Raw genomic sequence first — 21549 nt, forward strand, 5'->3', positions numbered from 1 at the left:
ACGCATCGCTGCGTGCCCGAGGTTTTAACCTTCGATCCGCGAAAGATCGGCCACGCTGGAACAAACCTGCCTGATCTGACTGAGCAGGTTCAGCCGGTTGCGGCGGATCACATCATTGTCGGTGTTGACCTGCACGTCCTCAAAAAAACCATCCACAGGGCCGCGCAGCGCGGCCATGGCGGCCACGGCAGCTGCGAAGTCTTCGGACTTCAGAGCCACATCGATCTGCGACTGAGCCCTGTCCAAAGCCGCGAAAAGCGCCTTCTCGCTTTCGGTCTCGGCGAATTTCACATCCGCACCGTAAGAGTATTCCACGCCGTCCTTTTCCTCGGCCTGGGTCAGGATGTTGTTGGCCCGCTTGAACCCCTGCACGAGGTTTTCCCCATCCTCGGTCGCGATCACCGCATTCAGCGCGCGCGCACGTTTGACCAGCAGGTTGAGGTCGTCATTGCCCTCCATCGCGATGCAGGCGTCGATGATGTCATGGCGGATGCCCTCGTCTCGGAGGAAGACTTTGAGCCGGTCGTGGAAGAAGGACAAAAGGTCATCTGACGTATCGGGTACCTTCCGTTCAAGATGCAGAAAGTCCGCCATTTGGTGCGTCCCGGCCTTGTCGCCCGCAAGCTTCTCCTTCACCGTACGGAACGCTGCTCCGAAAACACCGTGGTCGGCAATCTCATCCAACAGCTCTGCGACATGCCCGTCGTGCAAGGCTTCGTTCGAAGCCGCTTCGGCCCGAACGAGTTGCGCGTCGAAGAAACGGTCGAGCTTCAGCCGCAGATCATTGTTCAGGATCAACCGGATCACCCCCAAGGCCGCGCGACGCAGCGCGAACGGGTCCTTCGACCCGGTGGGCTTTTCATCGATCGCCCAGAACCCGGCCAGAGTATCAAGTTTGTCCGCAAGCGCCACGGCGACCGACAGAGGTGCCGCAGGCACATCATCCGTCGGCCCCAGCGGCGAGTAGTGTTCTTGCGCCACAGCTGCCACCGCGGCATCCTCGCCGGCGGCTTCGATGTAATACCGCCCCATGAGCCCCTGAAGTTCGGGGAATTCATAGACCATCTCTGAACTCAGATCGGCCTTGGCCAGGCGCGCGGCTTTCTCGGCCTGATCCGGGTCGGCGCCCGTCACCGGGGCCAGTTCGCGGGCCAGCGCGGCGATGCGCTCGATACGTTGGGCCTGAGTGCCCAGCTTGTTGTGGAAGGTCACATTCTCCAGCGCGCGGGTCCATTGGGTGATGTCCGACTTGGCAATGCGCAGGTCGTTCTCCCAAAAGAACTTGGCATCGGCCAGACGTGCCGACAGCACCTTTTGGTTCCCCGCCAGAATGGTTGCGCCGTTGTCGGCGGTTTCGCGGTTGGCGACGGTGATGAACCGTTCGATCCGACCTGTCTTGGGGTTCTTCACCGAAAAGAACTTCTGATGCTCTTTCATCGAGGTCTGCAACACTTCGGGCGGCAGTTCCAGAAACTCGTCATCGATCTGGCCCATCAAAACCACGGGCCATTCCACCAGCCCGGCAACCTCGGCCAACAGGCCCTTGTCTTCGACGATTTCCAGACCTGCGGCAAAAGCCATGTTCTGTGCATCATTCCAGATGTGTTCAGCACGTTCATCCGGCGAGAGAATCACGAATGCGCGTTTCAGCTTGGCGGCATAGTCCTCGAAAGACGTAACCGGGAACCGGTTGGGGGCCATGAAAAGATGACCGGCTGTGGTGTCTCCGGAACGGATGCCGTCGACATCCATCGGAACAACCTGCGCCCCGGAATCATCCGACAGGATGCACAGAATGGAATGCAACGGACGGACCCACCGCAGGCTGCCACTGCCCCAACGCATGGATTTGGGCCATGGGAAATTGCGAATGGTGGCCTCCAGCACTTCGGCAATGATCTCGGCGGCCGGACGGCCCGGTTTCTCGATGGTGGCGAAGTAAACGGCGCCCTTGGGGGTCTCACGCTCTTCCAGTTGGTCGCGGGTCAGGCCCGCGCCCCGCAGGAAACCTTCGATCGCCTTGTCCGGCGCGCCGACCTTGGGTCCCTTGCGCTCTTCCCGGATTGTCGGACTTTGCGCCAGCAGACCTTCCACCGCCAATGTCAGGCGGCGGGGTGTGGTCAGTGCGGCAGCGTTTGAATAGGTCAAGCCGGCCTCGACCAGACCATCGGTAATCCGCTTTTTCAGATCCTCACCGGCACGGGTTTGCATCCGCGCAGGAATTTCTTCGGAAAACAGTTCGATCAGCAGGTCGGGCATAGTCGGTCCTTAGAAGTTCACAATCGTCTGAATGACGATGGCATTGGCGATATCCACAAAGAAGGCGGATACAAGGGGCAGCACGATAAAGGCAATAGGCGAAGGCCCATATCGCTTGGTTACTGCCGTCATATTTGCAATCGCCGTGGGTGTGGCGCCCAGGGCAAAGCCTCCGAAGCCCGCGGCCAGCACCGCTCCGCGATAATTCGAGCCCATCAGGGGAAACAGCACCCATATCACGAAAACGACCGTGAACAGAGTTTGCGCCGACATGATCACGGCAATTGCCACACCCAGTTCCGCTATGGTCCACAACTGCAAACTCATCAGTGACATTGCCAGAAAGGCACCAAGAGCAAATTCAGACAGCAATGCCAGCGACGGTGTACGCGCAACCGGCGGCGCGGACGGAGCAATGGCCGTTCGGACATTCGAGATCACGATGCCCATGATCAGACAGGGCACAAACAGCGGCAGCTTCAGCCCCGCGGCCGAAATCGCCTCGCCCAGCGCATAGCCCAGAATGATGGCAAGGTTCAGATGCAGCAGCACGCGCATAATGGTCACATGGTCAATTTCCGTGGCCACGGTCGCTTTTTCCGGCAGTCCGACCGTGTGTTCTTCGTCAGGTCGGTTCGGCGAAAGGTCTCGTGTTTCCACCAGAAGACGTGCAATAGGACCACCTACCAGCGCGGCAAGCACCAGTCCGAGCGTCGCCACAGCAACGCCAAGTTCGGTTGCACCGTCCAGACCCGTTGCGCTGGCAACTTCGGGTGCCCATGCGATTGCGGTACCGTGCCCACCAATCAACGCGGCCGAACCGAACAGAACGCCAGCTTGCGCAGGATAGCCAAACAAGGACGCACCTGCCGCGCCGATAACGTTCTGCGCAACAATCGTAACAAACGTCAAAATCAGCAGGATCAACAAAGGCTTACCACCGGCAATCAAGTCAGAAAGCCGCGCGTTCAGTCCGATCCCGGCAAAGAACAGAACCAGCAGAGCGTCCCGGGTCTGCAACTCGAATGACAGCTCTACATCGGCAACGAGATAGAGCAGCAAAACCACGAGCGAGGCCAAAAGGCCGCCTGTGACCGGTTCAGGAATGTTGAACTGCCTCAGAACTGCGACTTTGCCGTTGATCCGGGCACCCAGCAAATACACCGCAAATCCCAGAGTCGCGGTAATGAAGTCCGGGATCAAAACGGCATCAGCCATGGTTTTCCTCAGTTTTCAGGGCGTTTCGGGCACTCCTCACCCACCACCGTACCGTCATAGGCTTTTTCACCGCAGTTGTTCAACGCGTGCCAGACATATCCCTTGCCATCCCTGGTAATCGCCACGATCCGGTCGACGCCGAAATGGATGTTCTTCTCACTCAAAAACGCCTGCGCCTGCCCCGATTTCAGTGCATCGCCCAGCGACACGGCATCGTAACAGTCAAACCAACCCGGCGCGGTCAAGGGTTCGGGGTTTTCGACAGGCATAAACCCGTCCATCTGATCCGGTTTCAGATCCGTTTCGAAACAGCCACGGTAGCGGATCGGAGAACTGTCTGCATCGATCGCCTGAAATTCTGAATAGGGGATCGGGACGGGCATATCGCCTTTTTCCGTCATCAGGACCACGTCCTGACCGGGTTGCGGTTCGACCTCATAGTAGAAACCGTAAATCTGCAAATAATACATTCCGGCCCCGGCCGCCAGGGCCGACAGCAACAGGACAATTGCCAGCAGTTTTCCCGTCATCTCTTAAGCCGCCTCTTTCAAGTTCTTGTAAAATAGGACAGGTTTCATCCGGGTACAGGCATCAATGAGGTCAACACCATGGATTCCACGCTTGCTGTCGGTTTTTTCGGCGCGTTGTTTGCGATCATGAACCCGGTTTCCAACCTGCCGGTGTTTCTGAGCGTCACTCAGGATCTGCCTGCCGCCGACCAGCGCAAGATCGCGGTGAAGACGGTGATCTATTGCCTGATCCTTGGTGGAGCCTTTGCGCTGGTCGGAAGTCAGGCGCTTGGCCTTTTTGGCATCAGCGTCAATCACCTGCGCGTCGCCGGTGGCCTTGTGGTCATGATGATCGGCCTCAATATGCTGAACGGGAATGAAAGCACCTCTCACCACGGAACGAAAGGCGAAAAGGAAGCTTACCCCGAACCAGACACTGTGGCCTTTTACCCGCTGGCCTTTCCCATCCTGGTCGGCCCTGGCACGATAACCACCCTGATCCTGTATGCACATCAGGTCAAAACTCCGGTCGAAGCCTTTGTTTATGCAGCAGTATTCCTCACCGTAGTTGGTCTGCTTCTGATCACCTTCTGGAACGCCGCATGGCTGGCTGAACGCCTGTCCAGCAACGCGCGCGTGATCATGAGCCGCTTCATGGGCATGATCCTTGCGGCCATTGCCGTCAGCATGATCGCAGACGGACTCAAAGCACTTTTGCCCGGACTGGCCTGATTGCCTCATCAGGCCTGAAACCCGGCGGCCTCGGTCTGCATGAACGCATCCGCACATTGTTTGGCCAGCGCCCGAACACGCCCGATATAGGCCTGCCGTTCGGTCACCGAGATCACGCCGCGCGCGTCCAGCAGGTTGAAGATGTGACTGGCCTTGATGCACTGGTCATAGGCCGGGTGCGCCATGATGATGCGCTTGCCCGTCTTCGGATCCACATGCTCCTGGCTCAGAATTGCGGCGCACTCGGCCTCGGCCTCTTCGAAGTGGCGCAGCAGAACCTCGGTGTTGGCCACGTCGAAGTTCCAGCGGGCATATTCCTCTTCGGTCTGCTTGAAGATATCGCCGTATGTCAAAGGACTGGGCGACTGGGGATCGTTGAACGGCATGTCCATCACGTGATCGATGCCCAGAACATACATGGCCAGACGCTCAAGCCCATATGTCAGCTCGCCTGATACCGGCGCGCAGTCATGCCCGCCGACCTGTTGGAAATAGGTGAACTGGCTGACTTCCATTCCGTCACACCAGACTTCCCAACCCAGACCCCACGCGCCGAGTGTCGGGCTTTCCCAGTCATCCTCGACGAACCGGATGTCGTGCAGGTCCATGTCGATGCCGATGGCTTCAAGGCTTCCCAGATACAGTTCCTGCAAATCCGGTGGGCTGGGTTTGATTAGTACCTGATACTGATAGTAGTGCTGCAACCGGTTCGGGTTTTCGCCATAACGCCCATCCGTCGGGCGGCGCGACGGCTGAACGTAAGCCGCGGCCCAAGCCTTGGACCCCAGCGCGCGCAGGGTCGTCGCGGGATGGAACGTTCCGGCCCCGACTTCCATGTCGTAGGGCTGTAGAATCGCACAGCCTTTCGACGCCCAATAAGTCTGAAGCCGCAGGATGATCTCCTGAAATGAACGCGGTGCGCTGGTCGGTTCGGTCATGGCATTCCCTCTGGGCGCCTCTGCGCCCGGTTCCGGTCGGTTTTGCCCTTCCTATGCAAGGGGCCAAGGGGCGTCAACGGGGCTTGGGTCCAAGCCTGTATCTGCGGAGCCACACCGGAAATTCCCCGCATTCGCGGCATGGCGTTTCGCAAATGAATTCGCGTATTCTGCACCAAAGCACAAACACTGCATAAGACGGGCAGACTATGACACGCGTATTTTCAGCAATCCTATTGTTTCTTCTAGTCGGCCTGCGCGCCGCAACCGCACAACAAGATCCCGGCGTCTGGGTCCAGGTCGAGGCCCAGCCATCACTGCGCGAAGCGCAGGAACGGGCACAGGCCTATGCCGGCACCTTGCCGGACGTGAACGGGTTTCGTCTGAACAGCGGCTGGTACGCGATCGTGATCGGCCCCTATGCTCGTACCGACGCCGAACAGGTGCTGCGCGTCTATCGGGCCGAAGGCCAGATCCCGCGCGACAGTTACATCGCGTTTTCCAGCGCGATGGGGCAACAGTTCTGGCCCGTCGGGGCAAACGTGCTGAACCGCGGCGCCGTCGCGGCACCCATTGAACCTGTGGCACAACCGGAAGAGGCTCCGGCAGTCGCCACACCACAGGATTCCGATGAAACCCGTGCACAGGCGCTTCAGTCCGAACGTCTGTTGACCGCGCAGGAACGCAAGGATCTGCAAACGGCTCTGCGCGCGGCGGGGTTTTACAACTCGACCATTGATGGTGCGTTCGGGCAAGGCACCCGCCGATCAATGAGCGATTGGCAGCGCTATAACGGGTTTGACGCCACGGGTGTTCTGACCACGTTGCAGCGCAAGGCCCTGATGGATGAGTACAACGCGCCGCTGATCTCTGTCGGAATGGAGCGGTATTCCGACGACAAGGCCGGGATTGTGCTCGACATGCCTCTGGGCGCTGTGAGCCTTGATCGCTATCAAGCCCCGTTTGCACATTTCAAAAGCATCTCTGACCTGAACGCCAAGGCGCTCCTGATCAGCCAGGAGGGGGACAAGAACACGCTCCGCGCGCTTTACGAGGTGATGCAATCGCTTGAGATCGTTCCGCTGAATGGCCCTCGTGAACTGGGCCGCGACCGGTTTACCCTTGAAGGGCGCGGCAACGGCATAGTGTCCTTTACGCAAGCGCAATTGGCGGATGGAAAAATCAAGGGCTTCACCCTTGTCTGGCCCGAAGGAGACGAAGCACGTCGCCTGCGGGTTCTGTCAGCGATGACCTCCAGCTTCAGCACGACGGATGCGGTTCTGGATGCCTCCGCCGGTGCATCCGCAGAACAGCGCATCGATCTGGTGTCGGGCCTTCAGGTCCGCAAGCCCCGACTGACGCGCTCTGGTTTCTTTGCGGATGAGAATGGGACAGTACTGACGGTTTCCGAGGCCGCGGACAGCTGCACGCGGATCACTCTGGATGGTGATCACGAGGTTCAACTGGCCCTGACGGACCCTGAACTTGGCGTGTCAGTCCTGCGCCCTGCAAAGACTCTCGCCCCCATGAGCGTCGCCGCGTTCAGTGCCGCCAAGCCGCGCATCCAGTCAGAGGTGGCCGTGTCCGGCTTTTCCTATCAGGGCGCATTGGGCGGCCCCTCTCTGACCTACGGGCAGGTCGCGGACGTTCGTGGGCTGAACGGTGAGACCGGCGTAAAACGTCTGGCGCTGAATGCCCAACCCGGCGATGCAGGCGGCCCCGTCTTCAACGACAGCGGCAACGTCGTCGGAATGTTGTTGCCCACACCGTCCGAAGGGCGCACCCTGCCCGCTTCGGTCAGCCTTGCGGCCACCGTTGATCGGTTGACGGAAATTCTGGCAGAGGCCGGAGTGTCCGGTCAGTCGAGCGAGGAAACCACACGGATCTCACCCAATGAGTTGAACCGGCGCGCAACCGGCATGACGGTTCTGGTTCACTGCTGGGATTGATCCGACAGCACATCAACAAAAAAAGCGCCGCATGAAAATGCGGCGCTTTTTCGTTACAGAATGTCAGGTGTCACGTGGATCAAGGTCGGCACAGGCGCATCGAATGCGGCTCGGACGGCACTTTGCATCTCTGCCACATTCGAAGGTGCTGAAGAGCGCGCACCGAAGGCTTGGGCGAGTTTGCAGAAATCAGGATTGTGGGCCATGACCGCATTGGGGGCGATCTGGCTGCGCACCATACTGTCTTCGATTTCCTTCAGCTTGCCATTGTCCCAAAGAATGATCGGAAGCGACAATCCCAGTTCAACCGCCACGCCCAGTTCCTGCATCGTGTAATGGAACCCGTAATCCCCGGCGATAACCGCCGTGGGTTTGCCGCGTCGGGCAACCGCCCCGCCAATACCGGCGGGCAACCCGTAGCCAAGAGTGCCAAACCCCGTCGGGTGGTGCCAATGATGGGGGTAGGCCATGTCCCAGACCTCTTTTGCAACATAAGCAAATTGGGTCATGTCCGAATAGATCATCGTATCGGCCGGCATGGCCGCGCGCAGGGCATCTGCGATCGGTACGATTCCGGGCCGCTCGGCATCCACGTCAGCATGCCAGCGCGCGCGCGCATCGGCCACTTCCTCGGGTGACCAGCCTGTTGCCGGTTTCATCTCCTGGGTTGCGTGCCACAGGGCGCGGGCAAAGCTCTGGCTGTCGACTTGCAGCTTGATGGCGGCGCGGTGGCGATCAGACAGAACCTCGGGGTCGAGATCAACGCGTATCAAGGTCGCCTTGTGCCCCAAATCCTGCCGCCATAAATCGACCTCGCCCAGCTCGGCCCCGACAGCGATTACCAGATCCGCCGAGGCGATTACCTCGGCACTGCCGGGACGCGGCAACATGGACCCGAAATCCAGCGGATAGTTAGCGCCCGGCAGCCCGCGCCCGGCATAGGTGGTAAAGCACGCCGCCCCCAGCTGCGTCAGAATCTGCCGCCATTCATTGGATTTGCAGCCCCCACCCAGAATGAACAGCGGCCTTCGGGCCAGGTTCAACATGGACACGACCGATGACACGTCAGGCGGCAAGGCTTTGGTGCGCAGCGCGGGCTGGTTGGGGAACGGCGCCGGGTCGGCCTCGGCCTGCAACTGCGCGATGGGCACCTGAATGTGCTTGGGGCGCGGGCGCGAAAGCTCGAATTCTTCAAACGCCCGTTCTATCAGCCCATAGGCAGCTTCGGCGGAGTTGGCCTGTACAGACCAATCCGCAACCGTACCGGCGGCGGCACGTTGATCTTTCATCTGGTGCAACTGCCCCCGTAAAGCCTGCGTTTCATCCAGACAGGAAGACAGAACCAGCATCGGAACCGAGTCGCTGTAGGCCTGTCCGATCGGGGTCATGATGTTGCACAAACCGGGACCGGTGATCACATAGGCGACGCCAGGGCGGCCGGTCGCGCGCGCGTAACCATCAGCCATGAATCCAGCCCCCTGCTCGTGCCGGGCCAGAACATGCGTGATCCCGGCCTCTTCGATACCACGATACATTTCCTGATTGTGGACACCGGGAATGCCGAAAATCACATCCACGCCACGATCCTTGAGCATATGCGAAATTTGCGCGCCAAGGGGTCTTTTCATCAGCCTCTCCAGAATTGAACGGTGAAGATCGCGTATACCGCTAAAAGCTCGAGCCGCCCGACCAGCATTCCGGTTGTCAGCAGCCATTTGGCCGTATCGTTGAGACCTGCGAAATTACCCGCCGGTCCGATCTGATCGCCAAGACCCGGGCCAACGTTGGCCAGCGCTGTCGCGGCCCCGGACACCGAAGTAATGAAGTCCAGACCTGTCAGTGCCAACGCCCAGGACAATACGCCCATCGACAGAACGAAGAACATGAAGAAACTCATCACCGAGGTCAGAACGTCCCGTCCGACCGGCCTTCCATCATAGAGCGGCATGAACACGCCATGTGGGGACCGGATCCGTTTGATCTGGCTTTTGATCGAGGCAAACAGCAACTGATACCGGAAAACCTTGATCGAACACGCCGTCGACCCCGCGCATCCACCGATCAATCCGATCAGGAAAAACAGCATGATCGGAAAGCTGCCCCACCCCATGTAATCGACACTGGCATATCCTGTCCCCGAGATGATCGAGGTAATATTGAACAACGACTCGCGGAACGCCTGTTCCCAGTGATGGGGAAAGACCGAGGTCAGAAAGACTGACATGATGACAACCAGAACCAGAATGGTCGCCAGAAACGCCCGAATTTGACTGTCTTTCAACAGTGAAGATGTATGACCATTGGCCAATTGCACATAACGCACAAAGGGAAGAGCCGCCAAGATCATGAAGACGGATGCAGCATATTCGGCCGGGCCTGAAAATGTACCAAACGAGGCATCATAGTTCGAGAAACCGCCCGTGGACACCGTCGTGAAAGCATGGACCAACGCGTCAAAAAAGCTCATCCCAAACGCGGCATAGACCAGCACGCATACAACTGTCAGGAAGACGTAGATCAGGGAAATCTGCCCCGCAATCTCCTGCGCGCGAGGCAGGATTTTCCCCATGGTCTCAAACCCTTCCGAACGGAAGATTTGCATGCCGCCAACCCGCAATTCCGGCAGGAACACCATCGCAACAACGATGATACCGATGCCCCCCAGCCATTGCAGGATGCCCCGCCACAACAAAAGACCCTTTGGCAGCGTGTCCAACCCTGATATCACGGTCGAACCTGTGGTCGTCAGACCTGACATCGCCTCGAAATACGCATCGACAAAGCGCAGCTCGGTTTCACCGAACAGAAACGGAATTGCCCCGAAGACCGGCAGCGCAACCCAGACCCCTGTTGTCAACAGAAAGGTCTGCCGAATGGTCAAGCCCTCGCCCACGCCGTTGGAACAGCTCATCGCCAGAACGGATCCGGTCAGTATCGTGATGATCGCGCTTTCCAGGAAGACATTCCATTCGCCGCGACCCTCGATGATGTCCGCAAGCATAGGAAACAGCATGGTCGCCCCAAGAATGGCGACCAGCAAGCCAATCACATATCCGACCGGGCGAAGATCCATCATGACGCGCAGCGTTGGCGCGCCAGCCCGACCGTGTCAAGCAGATGATCTCGGTTTACGTGTCTGTTTTGGTATCTGCCCCCGGCATTGCGGGCGGTTTCGACGGCGGTCGCGTTTTGCGCGCCTGCGATTTTGTTTGTTCTGCCGCTGCCGCAGGTTTTGACTGCGCAGCAGAAGACGCCTTGGTCGCCGAAGCCGCCGGACGGGCCCGAGATTTCTTCGGCGGGGTCGCCGCAGCAGTGGAAGACGCGGCGGGGGCTGTATTCCGCGCAACCGGTTTGGCGTTCTTGGCTACAGTTGCAACCGGTTTCGCATGGGTTTTTGGCTGCGACGCCGGCTTGGGTGCAGGCTTTGCTTTCGCCGCAGGTTCAGCCCGTGGCGTGACAGCAGCGCGTGGCTTCGCGGAGAACTCCGCCGGTTTGGGTTCAACGACGGCAACCTTCTTTACGGTTTTTTTCACTGCTGCGGTCTTTTTGACGGCAGGTTTTGGCACACGCGGCGCGGTGGCTTTTACCTTGACCGGCGCCTTTTCCACCGGCTTTTCCGGAGACGCCGCAGCCACGTGCAACGCGTGCACAGGCGCCATCGGCAATTCAAACGCTGAACGGGTCACGATCTGCATGATCTTCATCTGGTTGACCATTGCGTAACCAGCCATGCGAATTGCCGCAGCTTGAAACTCCAGCGGTTGGGTAATCGGATTCATTACATGTTTCTCCTGTAAAAACGATGCAGCCCGAGATTTGTGACTAAAGTGGCTTGTCCGCTTCGATTTCTCGAACGGTGATCGCGGTCTTGCAGTCCAAGGCGTCTCACGTCTCGGCTTCCTTTCGGGGCCGTTCACCATTCAATTGGCATACAAACGGCTGCTGCATTCCCTATGGATATACAACAAGAACAGCGCAGATGCAGCATTTTTGCTGCGTTGCGGCAAAAGAACGCTTACAGATGAAATCTCTGATTAATTTCTAGCCGCTTACGCAGGTGTATTCACCCAACGTGAAACAGGGTGGTGAACAGTCTTGGATCCAGGCTGGAGGCCGCAAAGGTTGGACCTTCGGTCAGAATCGACACGGCGTCGTGGCTGTGCAGGCTTTCCTGATGGCTGGCGACAACCCGAAAATCACCGACGTGATGATCTGCCAGCAATTCAGCGCAGAACAAGCGCGCCGCATCTTCGACAAAAATCGGATTGGCGGCGTTCAGCTCGGCAAAAGCCTGTTCATCTTCACGTTTGACCATGACCTGCGTTTCGGTCGGAACCGCGCGTCGGCACAGCCCGATCAGGTCTTCAAACCAAAGACAATCGGCATCGCAATCCACGACCACGGAAATTCGCGCGACGGAACGTTGTGAATGCGGTGTCGCCAATTGTCCCCGCATGACGCGGGCATGCTCGCTCAACTCCAGAGAGCATGGGCAGGTCGAGGAATAGACATAGTCCAGATGCATGATCTTCTGGCGTACACCGTTGGATTCCACCAGTTCCAGAGCGATGTCGTAATACTGGTACCCTTCCAGACCCGATCTCAGGCTCTTGATCTTGTCGGGGTAGGAAAACCGCATCTGGATACGTGCGTCAAAGCTGTCCAGATCAGTCATGTAGTCGTCAAGCGCCGCCTGCATGACTTCAAAGCTGAAAGTACGCTCGGCATGTTTGTAGAATGACCGCATGATCCGGGACATGTTGATGCCCTTTTTCTCGGCCTCAAGGCTGACGGTGCCCGTAACAGACGTCTCAAGCGTCAGGTCTTCCCCATCTTTCCGGTGGAAACGGATCGGCAGGCGGAAATTCGAGATGCCAACATGCTGAATCTGCTGTTTGGCACCGCGGATCAGGCTGGACGGACCGTTTTGCAAGTCGGGCAATGACGCGCGGTAATCCGCGTCAACCGAGAAACCCTCCGGGTACTCGCGCGAAAGTGAAGGATAGTTCACCTGCGTCAGGCCGGGCACCAGCCGCGCAATGGCCGGATCCAGCTGGCTGATCTCGGATGCCGTCGCAGATTCCGCCCATTGCCGCAGAACTTTCAGGGCCTCGGCGGCTTGTTCCTGATCCGGGGTCTCATCAATGTCGCGCGGGTGAATGTTCATCGGCTGCGGTTCCTCGATTGGTCGTAGGAATATATACGACTACAGGTGATTTACCAGTTTAACCCAATACGCAGGCAATAGCAGTCCGGATTGAAAAAACCGGCGCAAAACCGTCATTCTGCAACGAAATACGCCTTTTGCAGGCACAAAGACCAGGCTTCAACCGCGAATACCGCCCGAAAAGACGCCGCGTTCACAGACAACGCGATGCCCCCAGCGGCAAGAGGTTCTTTACTGTGCTCCAGTTTATTTCTGCGAAGCCTCCAATGCCTGCTGGATGTCCGCCAGCAGGTCCCCGACGTCTTCCAGGCCAACGGAAAAACGGATCAGCCCCGGCGTAATGCCAAGCTCGTCTTTCTGCGCATCGCTCAGACGCTGGTGCGTTGTGGTCGCCGGGTGCGTCGCGATCGACTTGGCATCGCCCAGATTGTTCGAGATCACAGGAATGGTCATCGCATTCAGGAACGCAAAAGCCGCGTCCTTGCCGCCCTTGATATCCAGGGACAATACGGTTCCGCCTTTTCCGCCAAGTTGCGATTGAACCAGAGCATTTTGCGCGTGAGTCTTCAAACCTGGGTAAAGGGTACGCTCCAGCGCGGGATGCCCTTCAAGCGCCTCTGCGATCTTTTGCGCGCTGTCGGCCTGCGCATTGACGCGCAGCGCCATGGTTTCCAGACCTTTGAGCATGACCCAGGCGTTGAACGGGCTAAGCGCGCCGCCGGTATGCTTCAGATAGGGCTCAACGGTTCCGCGGATGAAGTCCCTGGTGCCGATGATCACACCGCCCAGCGCACGGCCCTGCCCGTCAATGTGCTTGGTTGCCGAATAAACGACCACATCCGCGCCCTGTTCCATCGCGCGCGAAAAGACGGGCGTCGAAAACACATTGTCCACCACCACAATCGCCCCAACGGCATGGGCCAACTTGGACACGGATGCGATGTCGATCACTTCAAGTGTCGGGTTCGACATCGATTCGAAAAAGACCGCCTTGGTATCCGGGCGGATCGCTGCCTGCCACTGATTCAGGTCCGTGCCGTCCACAAAGGTCACTTCGACGCCAAATCGGGACAGGATGTTCTCGAGAATATACAGGCAGGACCCGAACAATGCCTTTGCTGAAACAACATGGTCCCCGGCCTTCAGCATCGAGGTCAGCGCACCGTTGACCGCCGCCATGCCCGAGGCCGTCGCGAACGCATCCTCGCCACCTTCAAGGGCCGCGATGCGCTGTTCGAACATAGACACGGTCGGGTTGCCATAGCGGGCATAGATGAACTCATCGGGGCCGCATTCCAGAAACCGGGCTTCGGCCTGTTCGGCAGTTTCGTACACAAAGCCCTGCGTCAGGAAAATCGCCTCGCTCACCTCGTTGTACTGACTGCGGCGGATACCGCCATGGACGGCTTGTGTGCGCTTGTTCCAGTTCTCGCTCATCTCATTCCCTTTCAGCCTCCGGCGGAGGCAAACAAAAAACCCCAGACGCGGCCAAGCGAAAGGGGTCTTTCATCCTGACCTTTTAGCGGTGTTGTTTAGCGTGGCCCGCAATCCGGTAACAAATCGCCACGTAGCTTTGGGATGGCAATACGCCTCGGGCGGTTTGCGGTCAAGCCCGGCTTGCATTCGGTCACGCTTTCGTAAGCGGCCCTTGCCGAACCGGCAGAAACCCGCATGATCCCCCCAACATCAGGAGAACACATGGCTGACCCGATTGATCTGTATTTCTGGCCCACGCCAAACGGCTGGAAAGTGTCCATCGCCCTGGAGGAGATGGGGCTGCCCTACACCACGCGTCTGGTCAATATTGGAAAAGGTGATCAGTTCGACCCGCAGTTCCTGAAGATCGCCCCGAACAACCGTATGCCCGCAATCGTGGACCCTGACGGGCCGGATGGTGCACCGATCTCGGTTTTTGAAAGCGGGGCAATTCTGATGTATCTGGCCCGCAAGACCGGGCAGTTCTATGGCAAGACCGAGCGTGATCGGATCGCCGTCGAAGAATGGCTGATGTGGCAGATGGGCGGTGTTGGCCCGATGGCCGGTCAGGCGCATCACTTCCTGAAATACGCCCCGCAACTGAACCCGCCACAGGACCTGCCCTATGCCAAAGATCGTTACCGGGCCGAGGTCGGTCGTCTGTACGGGGTGCTCGACAGACGGCTGGCCGAGAACGAATACGTTGCCGGAGACTTCTATTCGATTGCAGACATGTCGATCTGGGGCTGGGCCAGCCTGTGGGAAGGGCAGCAGCAAGTGCTGGAGGACAAACCCCACTTTGCGCGCTGGCTGAAGGCCGTCGGCGCCCGCCCCGGTGTTCAGGCCGGGCGCGCTCTGCACGCAGAGCTACGAGGAGACAATCGTGACAAGCAGGCGCAGGAGGTCTTGTTCAAACGATGACTGCGTTGAAAACCCATCTGGATTGACGCTGATCATCAGCCCTGGCTGGCTTGGCCACGGCAGGTTCGGCTAGCGAAACTTGAATTCGGGTTCCGCCAGGAAAGGCATCGGGGTGTTCCTCCAAACCCCACTGCGCAGCGCGGCAGGATTTCTGTGGTCAACGCGCATCCGGGGCGTCAGGACAAAAGCCGCCTGCTTCTTCCCATCCGTTTCCCGCACCAAGCGTGTCATCTCTTTGCGCTTTAGACGCTGCAATTCCGAGAGGTATTTTTGGGTGTTCCCAAGGTGTCTGCGCTCGAAAGAGTGGGCACTCAATGCTTCCTCGATCATTCTGGCGGTATGCACGTATCCTTTTGAACGCGTATGCTCCAACAGTTCGCCAAGGCGACCGGCAATCTGGCTCTCATCCATCTGGACGGCTTTTTCGAACGATCCATTTCGTGTTACTTCAGGCATCTGAACTGACTCTGAGAAGATGTTGAGTGGCGTGCCGTCGCGCCTGCGTTCAGACACAGGCCGACGCATAGAGATGCCCGCAGTACTAACACGGCATCGAAGAGTCGACCGACCAATGCCGAATTGGCGGAAAAGCGCCTTTGACCCAGCGTGATATGCGGAAACTTACCGACATTCATCGGCGTACAGGTCTTGTTGCGCGCAAGGCAACAAGGCAGCCGCCCGCTATTGTCCGTCACAGCAGGCCTACCCCTCGCCCCGCACCAGCATATCCAGCATCCCCGAAATATCCTCGATTTCTTCCGCAATCACATGGGTCACTGAATGCGCCCGCTGCATCCGGCCCGTCACCTTCAGCAACCGCCCCGAAATCACCGCACGGCGGAACCGTTCGTAGATTTTGCGCCAGACCACCACATTCACGATCCCGGTCTCGTCTTCAAGCGTCAGAAAGATCACGCCCTTGGCCGTTCCCGGCCTCTGCCGCAGGATCACAAGCCCGGCCACAGCCACGCGCGCGCCCTCGGGCGGGGAAACCAGTTGGCTGGAAGGCAGACAGGACGGCGGGCGCGGCCAATCCCGGTTTGAAACCACAGGGCGAATGGGTGCGACAAGCATGAGAACAAAAATAGAACAAACAACAAGAAAGTCCAGACATGGCGCGCTGAGTCGCAAATGAGGCTGGAAAGACCTAAATGCCTTCACTAAGGAAGAAATCGAACATCGCAAAAGGAAGACGCACGCAATGGCAAAGATCACCTATGTCGAGCACGGCGGTACCGAACACACAGTCGAGGTCGCCAACGGACTGACCGTCATGGAAGGGGCCCGTGACAACAACATCCCCGGCATCGAGGCCGATTGCGGCGGCGCCTGCGCCTGCTCGACCTGCCATGTTTACATCCACCCCGACTGGGTCGAGAAAATTCCGGCCAAGGATGACATGGAAGAAGACATGCTGGACTTTGCGTTCGAGCCCGATCCGGCCCGCTCGCGCCTGACATGCCAGATCAAGGTCACCGATGCGCTGGACGGGCTGGTCGTTCAGATGCCCGAAAAGCAGATCTGATGCACAACAAGGCGCCGCGCCTGCCCCGCCGCTTTTGGCAACGTCGGGCACGCGGCGCTTTGCTATCTTTCGGACTTTGGCTCGCGCTGCCACAAGCTGGCACGGCAGATACCATAAACGACGCCCGCTTCACAGAACCAACCACTCGTTACGCCCATGGCGTTTTGGGTGACACGATCGAATATGGCGCGCTGGAATTCACGACCGACAGTACGGTCGTAACTATTCGTCTGCCGCAGGATCGTGTGTTCGAAGACATCGCCCCGCGCTTGGCAGACGTCACCCTGGACGGCGCACGCGAAGCAATTGCCGTTGAATCCCACGACAAAACAGGGGCTCAACTTGCGATTTACGACGCCGCCGGAGACAAGATCGCGGCCACGCCTCATATCGGCACCCGCTTCCGCTGGCTTGCCCCGATCGGGGCCGCCGACCTGGACGGCGACGGGCATATCGAAATCGCTTATATCGACCGTCCTCATCTGGCCAAAACACTGCGCATCTGGCGCTACAAAGACAACGCCCTGAGCGAAATCGCGGCTCTGCCCGGATTGACCAACCACAGGATCGGTGAAGATTTCATCTCCGGCGGCCTGCGCACCTGCGGCGACCGCCCGGAACTGATCGTGGCCAGCGCCGACTGGACGCGGATCGTCAGCGTCTCTTACGACAACGGCTGGATCACATCCGACCGGGGCCCGTTCAACGGCCGCAAAAGCCTAGCCCAAGCCCTGAACTGCTGATCCGCCTCTTCATCTGGCCAAAAAAATCCTGAGGGATGAGCGGTTGAAAGGAAATCGTCCAGTGGACGATTTCGACCGCGAACGCGCGCAGCGCCGGGAGGCCGCAAGGCCGAGGGGCAAACCCCCTGCCCGATCAACCATCCAATGCACGCCATCCGATATCGCGCCGGTAAAACCCGTCAGGCCAATCCACGGCTTCAACCATTTCATAGGCCCGGTCGCGCGCCTCCTTCAGTGTGCTCCCACGGGCGGTCACGTTCAGCACGCGCCCGCCCGATGCAACCACCTGCCCATCGGCACTCTTTGTACCAGCGTGAAACACCATGTTCCGGCTGTCTTCCGGCAGGCCTTCAAGCCCTTTGATCGCAGTGCCTTTCTTGTAAGTACCCGGATAGCCATTGGCCGCCATCACCACCGTGATGGCATGGTCATCCGCCCAATTCACCCGCATCTCACCCAACCTGCCTTCGGCAGCGGCGTGCATCAGGTCCATCGCCTGCGCGCCCAAACGCATCATCAGCACCTGACACTCCGGGTCACCGAAGCGGACGTTGTATTCGACCAGCCTTGGCTGCCCGTCCTTGATCATCAAACCTGCATAAAGAACGCCCTGAAACGGCGTTCCCCGGCGCTTCATCTCGGCGATGGTAGGGCGCACGATTTCTTCCATCGCACGCGCCTCCACCTCTTCGCTCAACACCGGTGCCGGAGAATACGCCCCCATTCCGCCGGTGTTCAGGCCGGTATCGCCCTCGCCAACCCGTTTGTGATCCTGGGCCGTGCCGACTGAAAGAATGTCCTCACCATCGCACAGAACGAACAGCGAGGCTTCTTCACCATCCATGAATTCTTCGATGACGACTTCCGCGCCCGCACCGCCAAAGGCACCGCCGAACATGTCGTCAATGGCGTCCAATGCGGTCATTTCGTCCATCGCAACGATCACGCCCTTGCCTGCAGCCAGACCATCGGCCTTGACCACAATCGGCGCGCCCTGTTCGCGGATATAGGCTTTGGCAGGCTCAGCCTCGGTAAACCGGGCATAGGCCGCGGTGGGGGCGTTGGCCGCGTCGCAGATTTCCTTGGTGAAGCTTTTCGACGCTTCCAGCTTCGCCGCCTCGGCTGAAGGTCCAAAAACCAATACACCGGCTTCGCGCAACCGATCGGCCACACCGGCCGCCAAAGGCGCCTCGGGTCCGACAATCACGAAATCAATCGCATTTTCTTCGGCAAAGCCGACAACAGCGCCGCCGTTTTCAATATCCAGAGCGGCACAGTCAGCGATCTGAGCGATCCCCGCATTCCCCGGAGCCACGATCAGACGGTCGCATTTGGGGTTTTGCAGCACTGCCCATGCCAGGCTGTGTTCGCGCCCGCCGCTGCCGAGAATGAGGATATTCATGAAAGCTCTCCGATCTGCTTGGCCTTGCCTGCGCGGCGTTCTAAGCTGGGCGCGCATTTGAAACAAGGCGCTGAAATGTCCGACCTGCTTGATGACCCGATTCCAGGCCAAAACACCCCTGAATACACTGTGTCCGAAATTTCGGGTGAGGTGAAACGGACGCTCGAAGGCTCGTTCGGTCGAATCCGCGTGCGCGGTGAGGTTGGGCGCGTGTTCAAAGCCCGATCCGGGCATCTGTACTACGACATCAAGGACGACAGGAACGTTTTGGCCTGCACCACGTGGAAAGGTCAGATTTCCGGCCTGTCCGTTGTGCCCGAAGAAGGATTGGAGGTCGTCGTCACCGGTCGCCTCACGGCTTTCGGGGCGCAATCCAAATACAACCTGAATGTCGATGAGGTTTCCGTCGCGGGTCAGGGCGCGCTGATGGCGCTGCTGGAGAAGCGCAAGAAGCAGCTTGAGGCCGAAGGATTATTCGCGCCCGAACGCAAAAAACCCCTGCCATACCTGCCGCAGGTTATTGGCGTGGTCACATCCCCCTCAGGCGCCGTGATCCGCGACATTCTGCATCGGCTCAGGGACAGGTTCCCGCGCAAGGTGCTGATCTGGCCTGTGGCGGTTCAAGGGGCCAACTGCGCGCCCGAGGTTGCCCGCGCCATCGAAGGCTTCAACCAATTGACACCCGGCGGCGCGTTGCCCCGGCCCGACCTGATCATCGTGGCCCGTGGCGGCGGATCGATCGAAGACCTCTGGGGCTTCAATGAAGAGATCGTCGCCCGCGCCGCAGCCGCGTCGGACATACCGTTGATCTCGGCCGTTGGGCATGAAACCGACACCACCCTGATTGATTTCGTTTCGGACCAGCGCGCGCCAACACCCACCGCGGCCGCCGAACTGGCCGTTCCCGTCCGCATGGAACTGCTTGCCTGGACTGGCGAGCAAGGCGCACGCCTGTCCCGCGCGGCAACGGATGCAGTCCAACGCCGAACGCAAAGGCTGCGCGATCTGTCCCGCGCCCTGCCGCGCCCGGATAGCCTGTTGAACTCTCCCAGACAACGCCTTGATTTGATTGCAGATCGACTCACACCCGCCTTGATCCGCGGGGTTCAGAACCGTCGCCTTCAAGTGGTGGAACTGTCTGCCCATCTGCGCCCCTCAACCCTGCGCAGTCTGGTATCTGCACGACGGGAATCACTACACAACCTGTCCTCGCGCCTGTCCATGCGACCGATCCAAAAGGAAATCGACCAGCAGCGGCAAAACCTGAACCGTCTTGGCGATCGAATGCACACGGCCCAAACCACGCGCCTGGACCGCCTCAAACAGCAACTCGAAGCGACGGATCGCCTGCGCGAGACGTTGAGCTACAAGGCCACTTTGGACCGCGGATACGCGGTCGTCCGGGCCGAAGGGAATGTGATCACCACCAAGGCTCAGGCCGCCAAACAAACGGCGCTCGAAATCGAATTCGCCGATGGTGTTCTCAGCACGGGCCCGGCCGCGAAGTCACCTTCGAAAAAACCCAGACCGGACACCCCGGATCAGGGATCGCTGTTCTAGGCCATGCTGACCATCTGGGGCCGAAGAACATCATCCAATGTACAGGCCCTGATGTGGTGCGTCGGTGAACTGGCGCTGGAGTTTCAGCGCCACGATGTGGGGCACAGGTTCGGCGGGCTGAACACGGATGGCTTTCGCAAGCTGAACCCAAACGGCACCATCCCTGTGATACAGGATGGCGAACGCCCCCCGCTTTGGGAGACGGGCCCAATCCTGCGGTATCTGGCCTCCGCGTATGGTGAAGATGATTTTTGGCCACGCGACCCGACCCGGCAAGCCGAAGTGGACAAGTGGGCGGAATGGGCCAAGATCAACGTCGCGATGGCATTCACGGTACCTGTGTTCTGGCGGGTTGTGCGGACACCGGAGGCAGAGCACGACCACCATGCAATCGAAAAAGCCCTGACAGCGCTAGAAAGCACGCTGGCAATCGCCGATGCGCAACTGTCTGAACATGCGTTCCTGTGCGGTTCCTGCCTGACTTTGGCCGATATCCAGTTGGGACACGTTCTCTATCGCTACTATGACATCGATATATCACGTACATCACTGCCCAATTTGCGCCGGTACTATGACACGCTGACCGAAAGGCCAGCCTACCAGACCCATGTCATGATCAGCTATGACGAGCTGCGCCGAAACTGATCAAACGCCAACGTCGGGCCCGTAACAAACCATTTCTTCCCCAAGATCCTCTGCCTCATACAGTTCGGTCGCTTCCGGATTACCTTCGAATTGCGCAATCAAACCGCCACCGGATTGAGTGAAAACCCAGCATTGCGGATCCAGCCTGTCTTCGTAGACAAAGCAAATCTGTTCACCCTGCTGATACCAAATACCTTCCTTGCAATTCCCGTCGAGAAAAGACCAGATCACACGACGGTTCGGAAGATACCGCTCCACCCCGTAAATCTGACCTTCGAACCCGTAGAACAGAGTTTTACCCTGCGTATACTTGTCGAACTCCGAGTCAGACAAAGGCGTTTGTGCCGCCACTGACTGTGCGGCAAAAGTTGCAAGAATCATAAAGGATCTGAACATGTTTCCATTTTGGCAGAAGCGCTCCGGTCATGCCATTCGCCTGTTGGACCGGTGTCATCACATAACACTTAACTCAACGTAAGCGGTTGATTTCACGCCACGCCGCAGATCA

The 21549-nt window shown here is 58.8% G+C and carries 20 protein-coding genes and 1 riboswitch; of the genes, 8 read left to right on the plus strand and 12 right to left on the minus strand.

Annotation, left to right across the window (positions count from 1 at the left end):
• Positions 1 to 24: 24 nt before the first annotated feature.
• The 3 genes from glyS to AC2FFD_RS10860 are packed head-to-tail and all read right to left on the minus strand — an operon-like array spanning position 25 to position 4007.
• Positions 25 to 2259 (minus strand): glycine--tRNA ligase subunit beta, encoded by a 2235-nt coding sequence (gene glyS, locus AC2FFD_RS10850; protein ID WP_496873061.1) that lies wholly within the window; start codon positions 2257 to 2259, stop codon positions 25 to 27.
• Positions 2260 to 2268: 9 nt separating this feature from the next.
• A complete protein-coding gene (gene gltS, locus AC2FFD_RS10855) occupies positions 2269 to 3477 on the minus strand; it encodes a sodium/glutamate symporter (protein WP_496873062.1) in 1209 nt (402 codons plus the stop codon).
• 8 nt (positions 3478 to 3485) lie between these two features.
• Positions 3486 to 4007, minus strand: coding sequence for a DUF6446 family protein (locus AC2FFD_RS10860; RefSeq protein WP_496873063.1), 522 nt, complete (start codon positions 4005 to 4007; stop codon positions 3486 to 3488).
• Positions 4008 to 4085: 78 nt separating this feature from the next.
• Here AC2FFD_RS10860 and AC2FFD_RS10865 point away from each other — a divergent pair, with 78 nt between their 5' ends.
• Positions 4086 to 4718: a MarC family protein gene (locus AC2FFD_RS10865; RefSeq protein ID WP_170346597.1), complete on the plus strand. Its 633-nt coding sequence runs from the start codon at positions 4086 to 4088 to the stop codon at positions 4716 to 4718.
• Between the two features lie 8 nt (positions 4719 to 4726).
• Here AC2FFD_RS10865 and AC2FFD_RS10870 read toward each other — a convergent pair whose 3' ends face one another.
• Complete coding sequence (locus AC2FFD_RS10870; RefSeq protein WP_480684599.1) at positions 4727 to 5656, minus strand: glycine--tRNA ligase subunit alpha; 930 nt, start codon at positions 5654 to 5656, stop codon at positions 4727 to 4729.
• 206 nt (positions 5657 to 5862) lie between these two features.
• On the opposite strand from AC2FFD_RS10870, the gene AC2FFD_RS10875 reads away from it, so the two are divergent.
• Entirely contained in the window at positions 5863 to 7602 is a 1740-nt protein-coding gene (locus AC2FFD_RS10875; protein ID WP_496873064.1) for a serine protease, read from the plus strand.
• A gap of 53 nt (positions 7603 to 7655) precedes the next feature.
• Here AC2FFD_RS10875 and AC2FFD_RS10880 read toward each other — a convergent pair whose 3' ends face one another.
• Positions 7656 to 9230 (minus strand): 5-guanidino-2-oxopentanoate decarboxylase, encoded by a 1575-nt coding sequence (locus AC2FFD_RS10880; protein WP_496873065.1) that lies wholly within the window; start codon positions 9228 to 9230, stop codon positions 7656 to 7658.
• A complete protein-coding gene (locus AC2FFD_RS10885) occupies positions 9230 to 10678 on the minus strand; it encodes a TrkH family potassium uptake protein (protein ID WP_257600475.1) in 1449 nt (482 codons plus the stop codon). The genes AC2FFD_RS10880 and AC2FFD_RS10885 overlap by 1 nt, the downstream gene beginning before the upstream one ends.
• A gap of 11 nt (positions 10679 to 10689) precedes the next feature.
• Here AC2FFD_RS10885 and AC2FFD_RS10890 point away from each other — a divergent pair, with 11 nt between their 5' ends.
• On the plus strand, positions 10690 to 11325 hold the full coding sequence (locus AC2FFD_RS10890; protein ID WP_496873066.1) for a hypothetical protein: 636 nt from the start codon (positions 10690 to 10692) through the stop codon (positions 11323 to 11325).
• A gap of 340 nt (positions 11326 to 11665) precedes the next feature.
• Here AC2FFD_RS10890 and folE2 read toward each other — a convergent pair whose 3' ends face one another.
• Together folE2 and metZ are read right to left on the minus strand one after the other, a co-directional pair.
• Entirely contained in the window at positions 11666 to 12769 is a 1104-nt protein-coding gene (folE2, locus tag AC2FFD_RS10895; protein ID WP_496873067.1) for a GTP cyclohydrolase FolE2, read from the minus strand.
• Positions 12770 to 13015: 246 nt separating this feature from the next.
• Positions 13016 to 14206, minus strand: a complete 1191-nt coding sequence (gene metZ, locus AC2FFD_RS10900; protein WP_496873068.1) for an O-succinylhomoserine sulfhydrylase — start codon at positions 14204 to 14206, stop codon at positions 13016 to 13018.
• A gap of 62 nt (positions 14207 to 14268) precedes the next feature.
• Positions 14269 to 14346: riboswitch (SAM riboswitch) on the minus strand.
• A 121-nt stretch (positions 14347 to 14467) separates the two neighbouring features.
• Between metZ and AC2FFD_RS10905 the strand changes: the two genes are divergently transcribed.
• On the plus strand, positions 14468 to 15166 hold the full coding sequence (locus tag AC2FFD_RS10905) for a glutathione S-transferase N-terminal domain-containing protein (protein ID WP_496873069.1): 699 nt from the start codon (positions 14468 to 14470) through the stop codon (positions 15164 to 15166).
• Between the two features lie 69 nt (positions 15167 to 15235).
• Here the strand turns inward: AC2FFD_RS10905 and AC2FFD_RS10910 are convergent, their stop codons facing one another.
• A complete protein-coding gene (locus AC2FFD_RS10910; protein WP_496873070.1) occupies positions 15236 to 15622 on the minus strand; it encodes a hypothetical protein in 387 nt (128 codons plus the stop codon).
• 246 nt (positions 15623 to 15868) lie between these two features.
• The gene (locus tag AC2FFD_RS10915; RefSeq protein WP_496873071.1) at positions 15869 to 16240 is read right to left on the minus strand and encodes an OB-fold nucleic acid binding domain-containing protein; all 372 of its coding nucleotides are present in this window, start codon (positions 16238 to 16240) and stop codon (positions 15869 to 15871) included.
• A 127-nt stretch (positions 16241 to 16367) separates the two neighbouring features.
• Between AC2FFD_RS10915 and AC2FFD_RS10920 the strand changes: the two genes are divergently transcribed.
• Together AC2FFD_RS10920 and AC2FFD_RS10925 are read left to right on the plus strand one after the other, a co-directional pair.
• The gene (locus AC2FFD_RS10920) at positions 16368 to 16691 is read left to right on the plus strand and encodes a 2Fe-2S iron-sulfur cluster-binding protein (RefSeq protein WP_170346586.1); all 324 of its coding nucleotides are present in this window, start codon (positions 16368 to 16370) and stop codon (positions 16689 to 16691) included.
• A complete protein-coding gene (locus tag AC2FFD_RS10925) occupies positions 16691 to 17434 on the plus strand; it encodes an FG-GAP repeat domain-containing protein (RefSeq protein ID WP_496873072.1) in 744 nt (247 codons plus the stop codon). The genes AC2FFD_RS10920 and AC2FFD_RS10925 overlap by 1 nt, the downstream gene beginning before the upstream one ends.
• A 133-nt stretch (positions 17435 to 17567) precedes the next feature.
• Here the strand turns inward: AC2FFD_RS10925 and purD are convergent, their stop codons facing one another.
• Positions 17568 to 18836 (minus strand): phosphoribosylamine--glycine ligase, encoded by a 1269-nt coding sequence (purD, locus tag AC2FFD_RS10930; RefSeq protein WP_496873073.1) that lies wholly within the window; start codon positions 18834 to 18836, stop codon positions 17568 to 17570.
• 75 nt (positions 18837 to 18911) lie between these two features.
• Here purD and xseA point away from each other — a divergent pair, with 75 nt between their 5' ends.
• Both xseA and AC2FFD_RS10940 read left to right on the plus strand, forming a co-directional pair.
• Positions 18912 to 20396 (plus strand): exodeoxyribonuclease VII large subunit, encoded by a 1485-nt coding sequence (xseA, locus tag AC2FFD_RS10935; protein ID WP_496873074.1) that lies wholly within the window; start codon positions 18912 to 18914, stop codon positions 20394 to 20396.
• Between the two features lie 3 nt (positions 20397 to 20399).
• Complete coding sequence (locus AC2FFD_RS10940; protein WP_210092177.1) at positions 20400 to 21041, plus strand: glutathione S-transferase family protein; 642 nt, start codon at positions 20400 to 20402, stop codon at positions 21039 to 21041.
• On the opposite strand, the gene AC2FFD_RS10945 is transcribed toward AC2FFD_RS10940, so the two are convergent.
• Positions 21042 to 21437, minus strand: a complete 396-nt coding sequence (locus AC2FFD_RS10945; RefSeq protein ID WP_245223387.1) for a hypothetical protein — start codon at positions 21435 to 21437, stop codon at positions 21042 to 21044.
• Positions 21438 to 21549: the final 112 nt, after the last annotated feature.

The sequence above is a fragment of the Ruegeria sp. YTSC002 genome, assembly GCF_059609845.1.

Excerpts from the sequence above, each read along its gene's own strand:
- metZ (WP_496873068.1), bottom strand. The coding sequence starts at position 14,206 with ATGAGCGAGAACTGGAACAAGCGCACACAAGCCGTCCATGGCGGTATC.
- AC2FFD_RS10865 (WP_170346597.1), top strand. The coding sequence starts at position 4,086 with ATGGATTCCACGCTTGCTGTCGGTTTTTTCGGCGCGTTGTTTGCGATC.
- AC2FFD_RS10875 (WP_496873064.1), top strand. The coding sequence starts at position 5,863 with ATGACACGCGTATTTTCAGCAATCCTATTGTTTCTTCTAGTCGGCCTG.
- AC2FFD_RS10915 (WP_496873071.1), bottom strand. The coding sequence starts at position 16,240 with ATGCTTGTCGCACCCATTCGCCCTGTGGTTTCAAACCGGGATTGGCCG.
- AC2FFD_RS10905 (WP_496873069.1), top strand. The coding sequence starts at position 14,468 with ATGGCTGACCCGATTGATCTGTATTTCTGGCCCACGCCAAACGGCTGG.
- glyS (WP_496873061.1), bottom strand. The coding sequence starts at position 2,259 with ATGCCCGACCTGCTGATCGAACTGTTTTCCGAAGAAATTCCTGCGCGG.
- AC2FFD_RS10885 (WP_257600475.1), bottom strand. The coding sequence starts at position 10,678 with ATGATGGATCTTCGCCCGGTCGGATATGTGATTGGCTTGCTGGTCGCC.
- AC2FFD_RS10945 (WP_245223387.1), bottom strand. The coding sequence starts at position 21,437 with ATGTTCAGATCCTTTATGATTCTTGCAACTTTTGCCGCACAGTCAGTG.
- folE2 (WP_496873067.1), bottom strand. The coding sequence starts at position 12,769 with ATGAACATTCACCCGCGCGACATTGATGAGACCCCGGATCAGGAACAA.
- AC2FFD_RS10920 (WP_170346586.1), top strand. The coding sequence starts at position 16,368 with ATGGCAAAGATCACCTATGTCGAGCACGGCGGTACCGAACACACAGTC.
- xseA (WP_496873074.1), top strand. The coding sequence starts at position 18,912 with ATGTCCGACCTGCTTGATGACCCGATTCCAGGCCAAAACACCCCTGAA.
- AC2FFD_RS10870 (WP_480684599.1), bottom strand. The coding sequence starts at position 5,656 with ATGACCGAACCGACCAGCGCACCGCGTTCATTTCAGGAGATCATCCTG.
- AC2FFD_RS10910 (WP_496873070.1), bottom strand. The coding sequence starts at position 15,622 with ATGCCTGAAGTAACACGAAATGGATCGTTCGAAAAAGCCGTCCAGATG.
- AC2FFD_RS10880 (WP_496873065.1), bottom strand. The coding sequence starts at position 9,230 with ATGAAAAGACCCCTTGGCGCGCAAATTTCGCATATGCTCAAGGATCGT.
- AC2FFD_RS10940 (WP_210092177.1), top strand. The coding sequence starts at position 20,400 with ATGCTGACCATCTGGGGCCGAAGAACATCATCCAATGTACAGGCCCTG.
- AC2FFD_RS10925 (WP_496873072.1), top strand. The coding sequence starts at position 16,691 with ATGCACAACAAGGCGCCGCGCCTGCCCCGCCGCTTTTGGCAACGTCGG.
- gltS (WP_496873062.1), bottom strand. The coding sequence starts at position 3,477 with ATGGCTGATGCCGTTTTGATCCCGGACTTCATTACCGCGACTCTGGGA.
- AC2FFD_RS10860 (WP_496873063.1), bottom strand. The coding sequence starts at position 4,007 with ATGACGGGAAAACTGCTGGCAATTGTCCTGTTGCTGTCGGCCCTGGCG.
- purD (WP_496873073.1), bottom strand. The coding sequence starts at position 18,836 with ATGAATATCCTCATTCTCGGCAGCGGCGGGCGCGAACACAGCCTGGCA.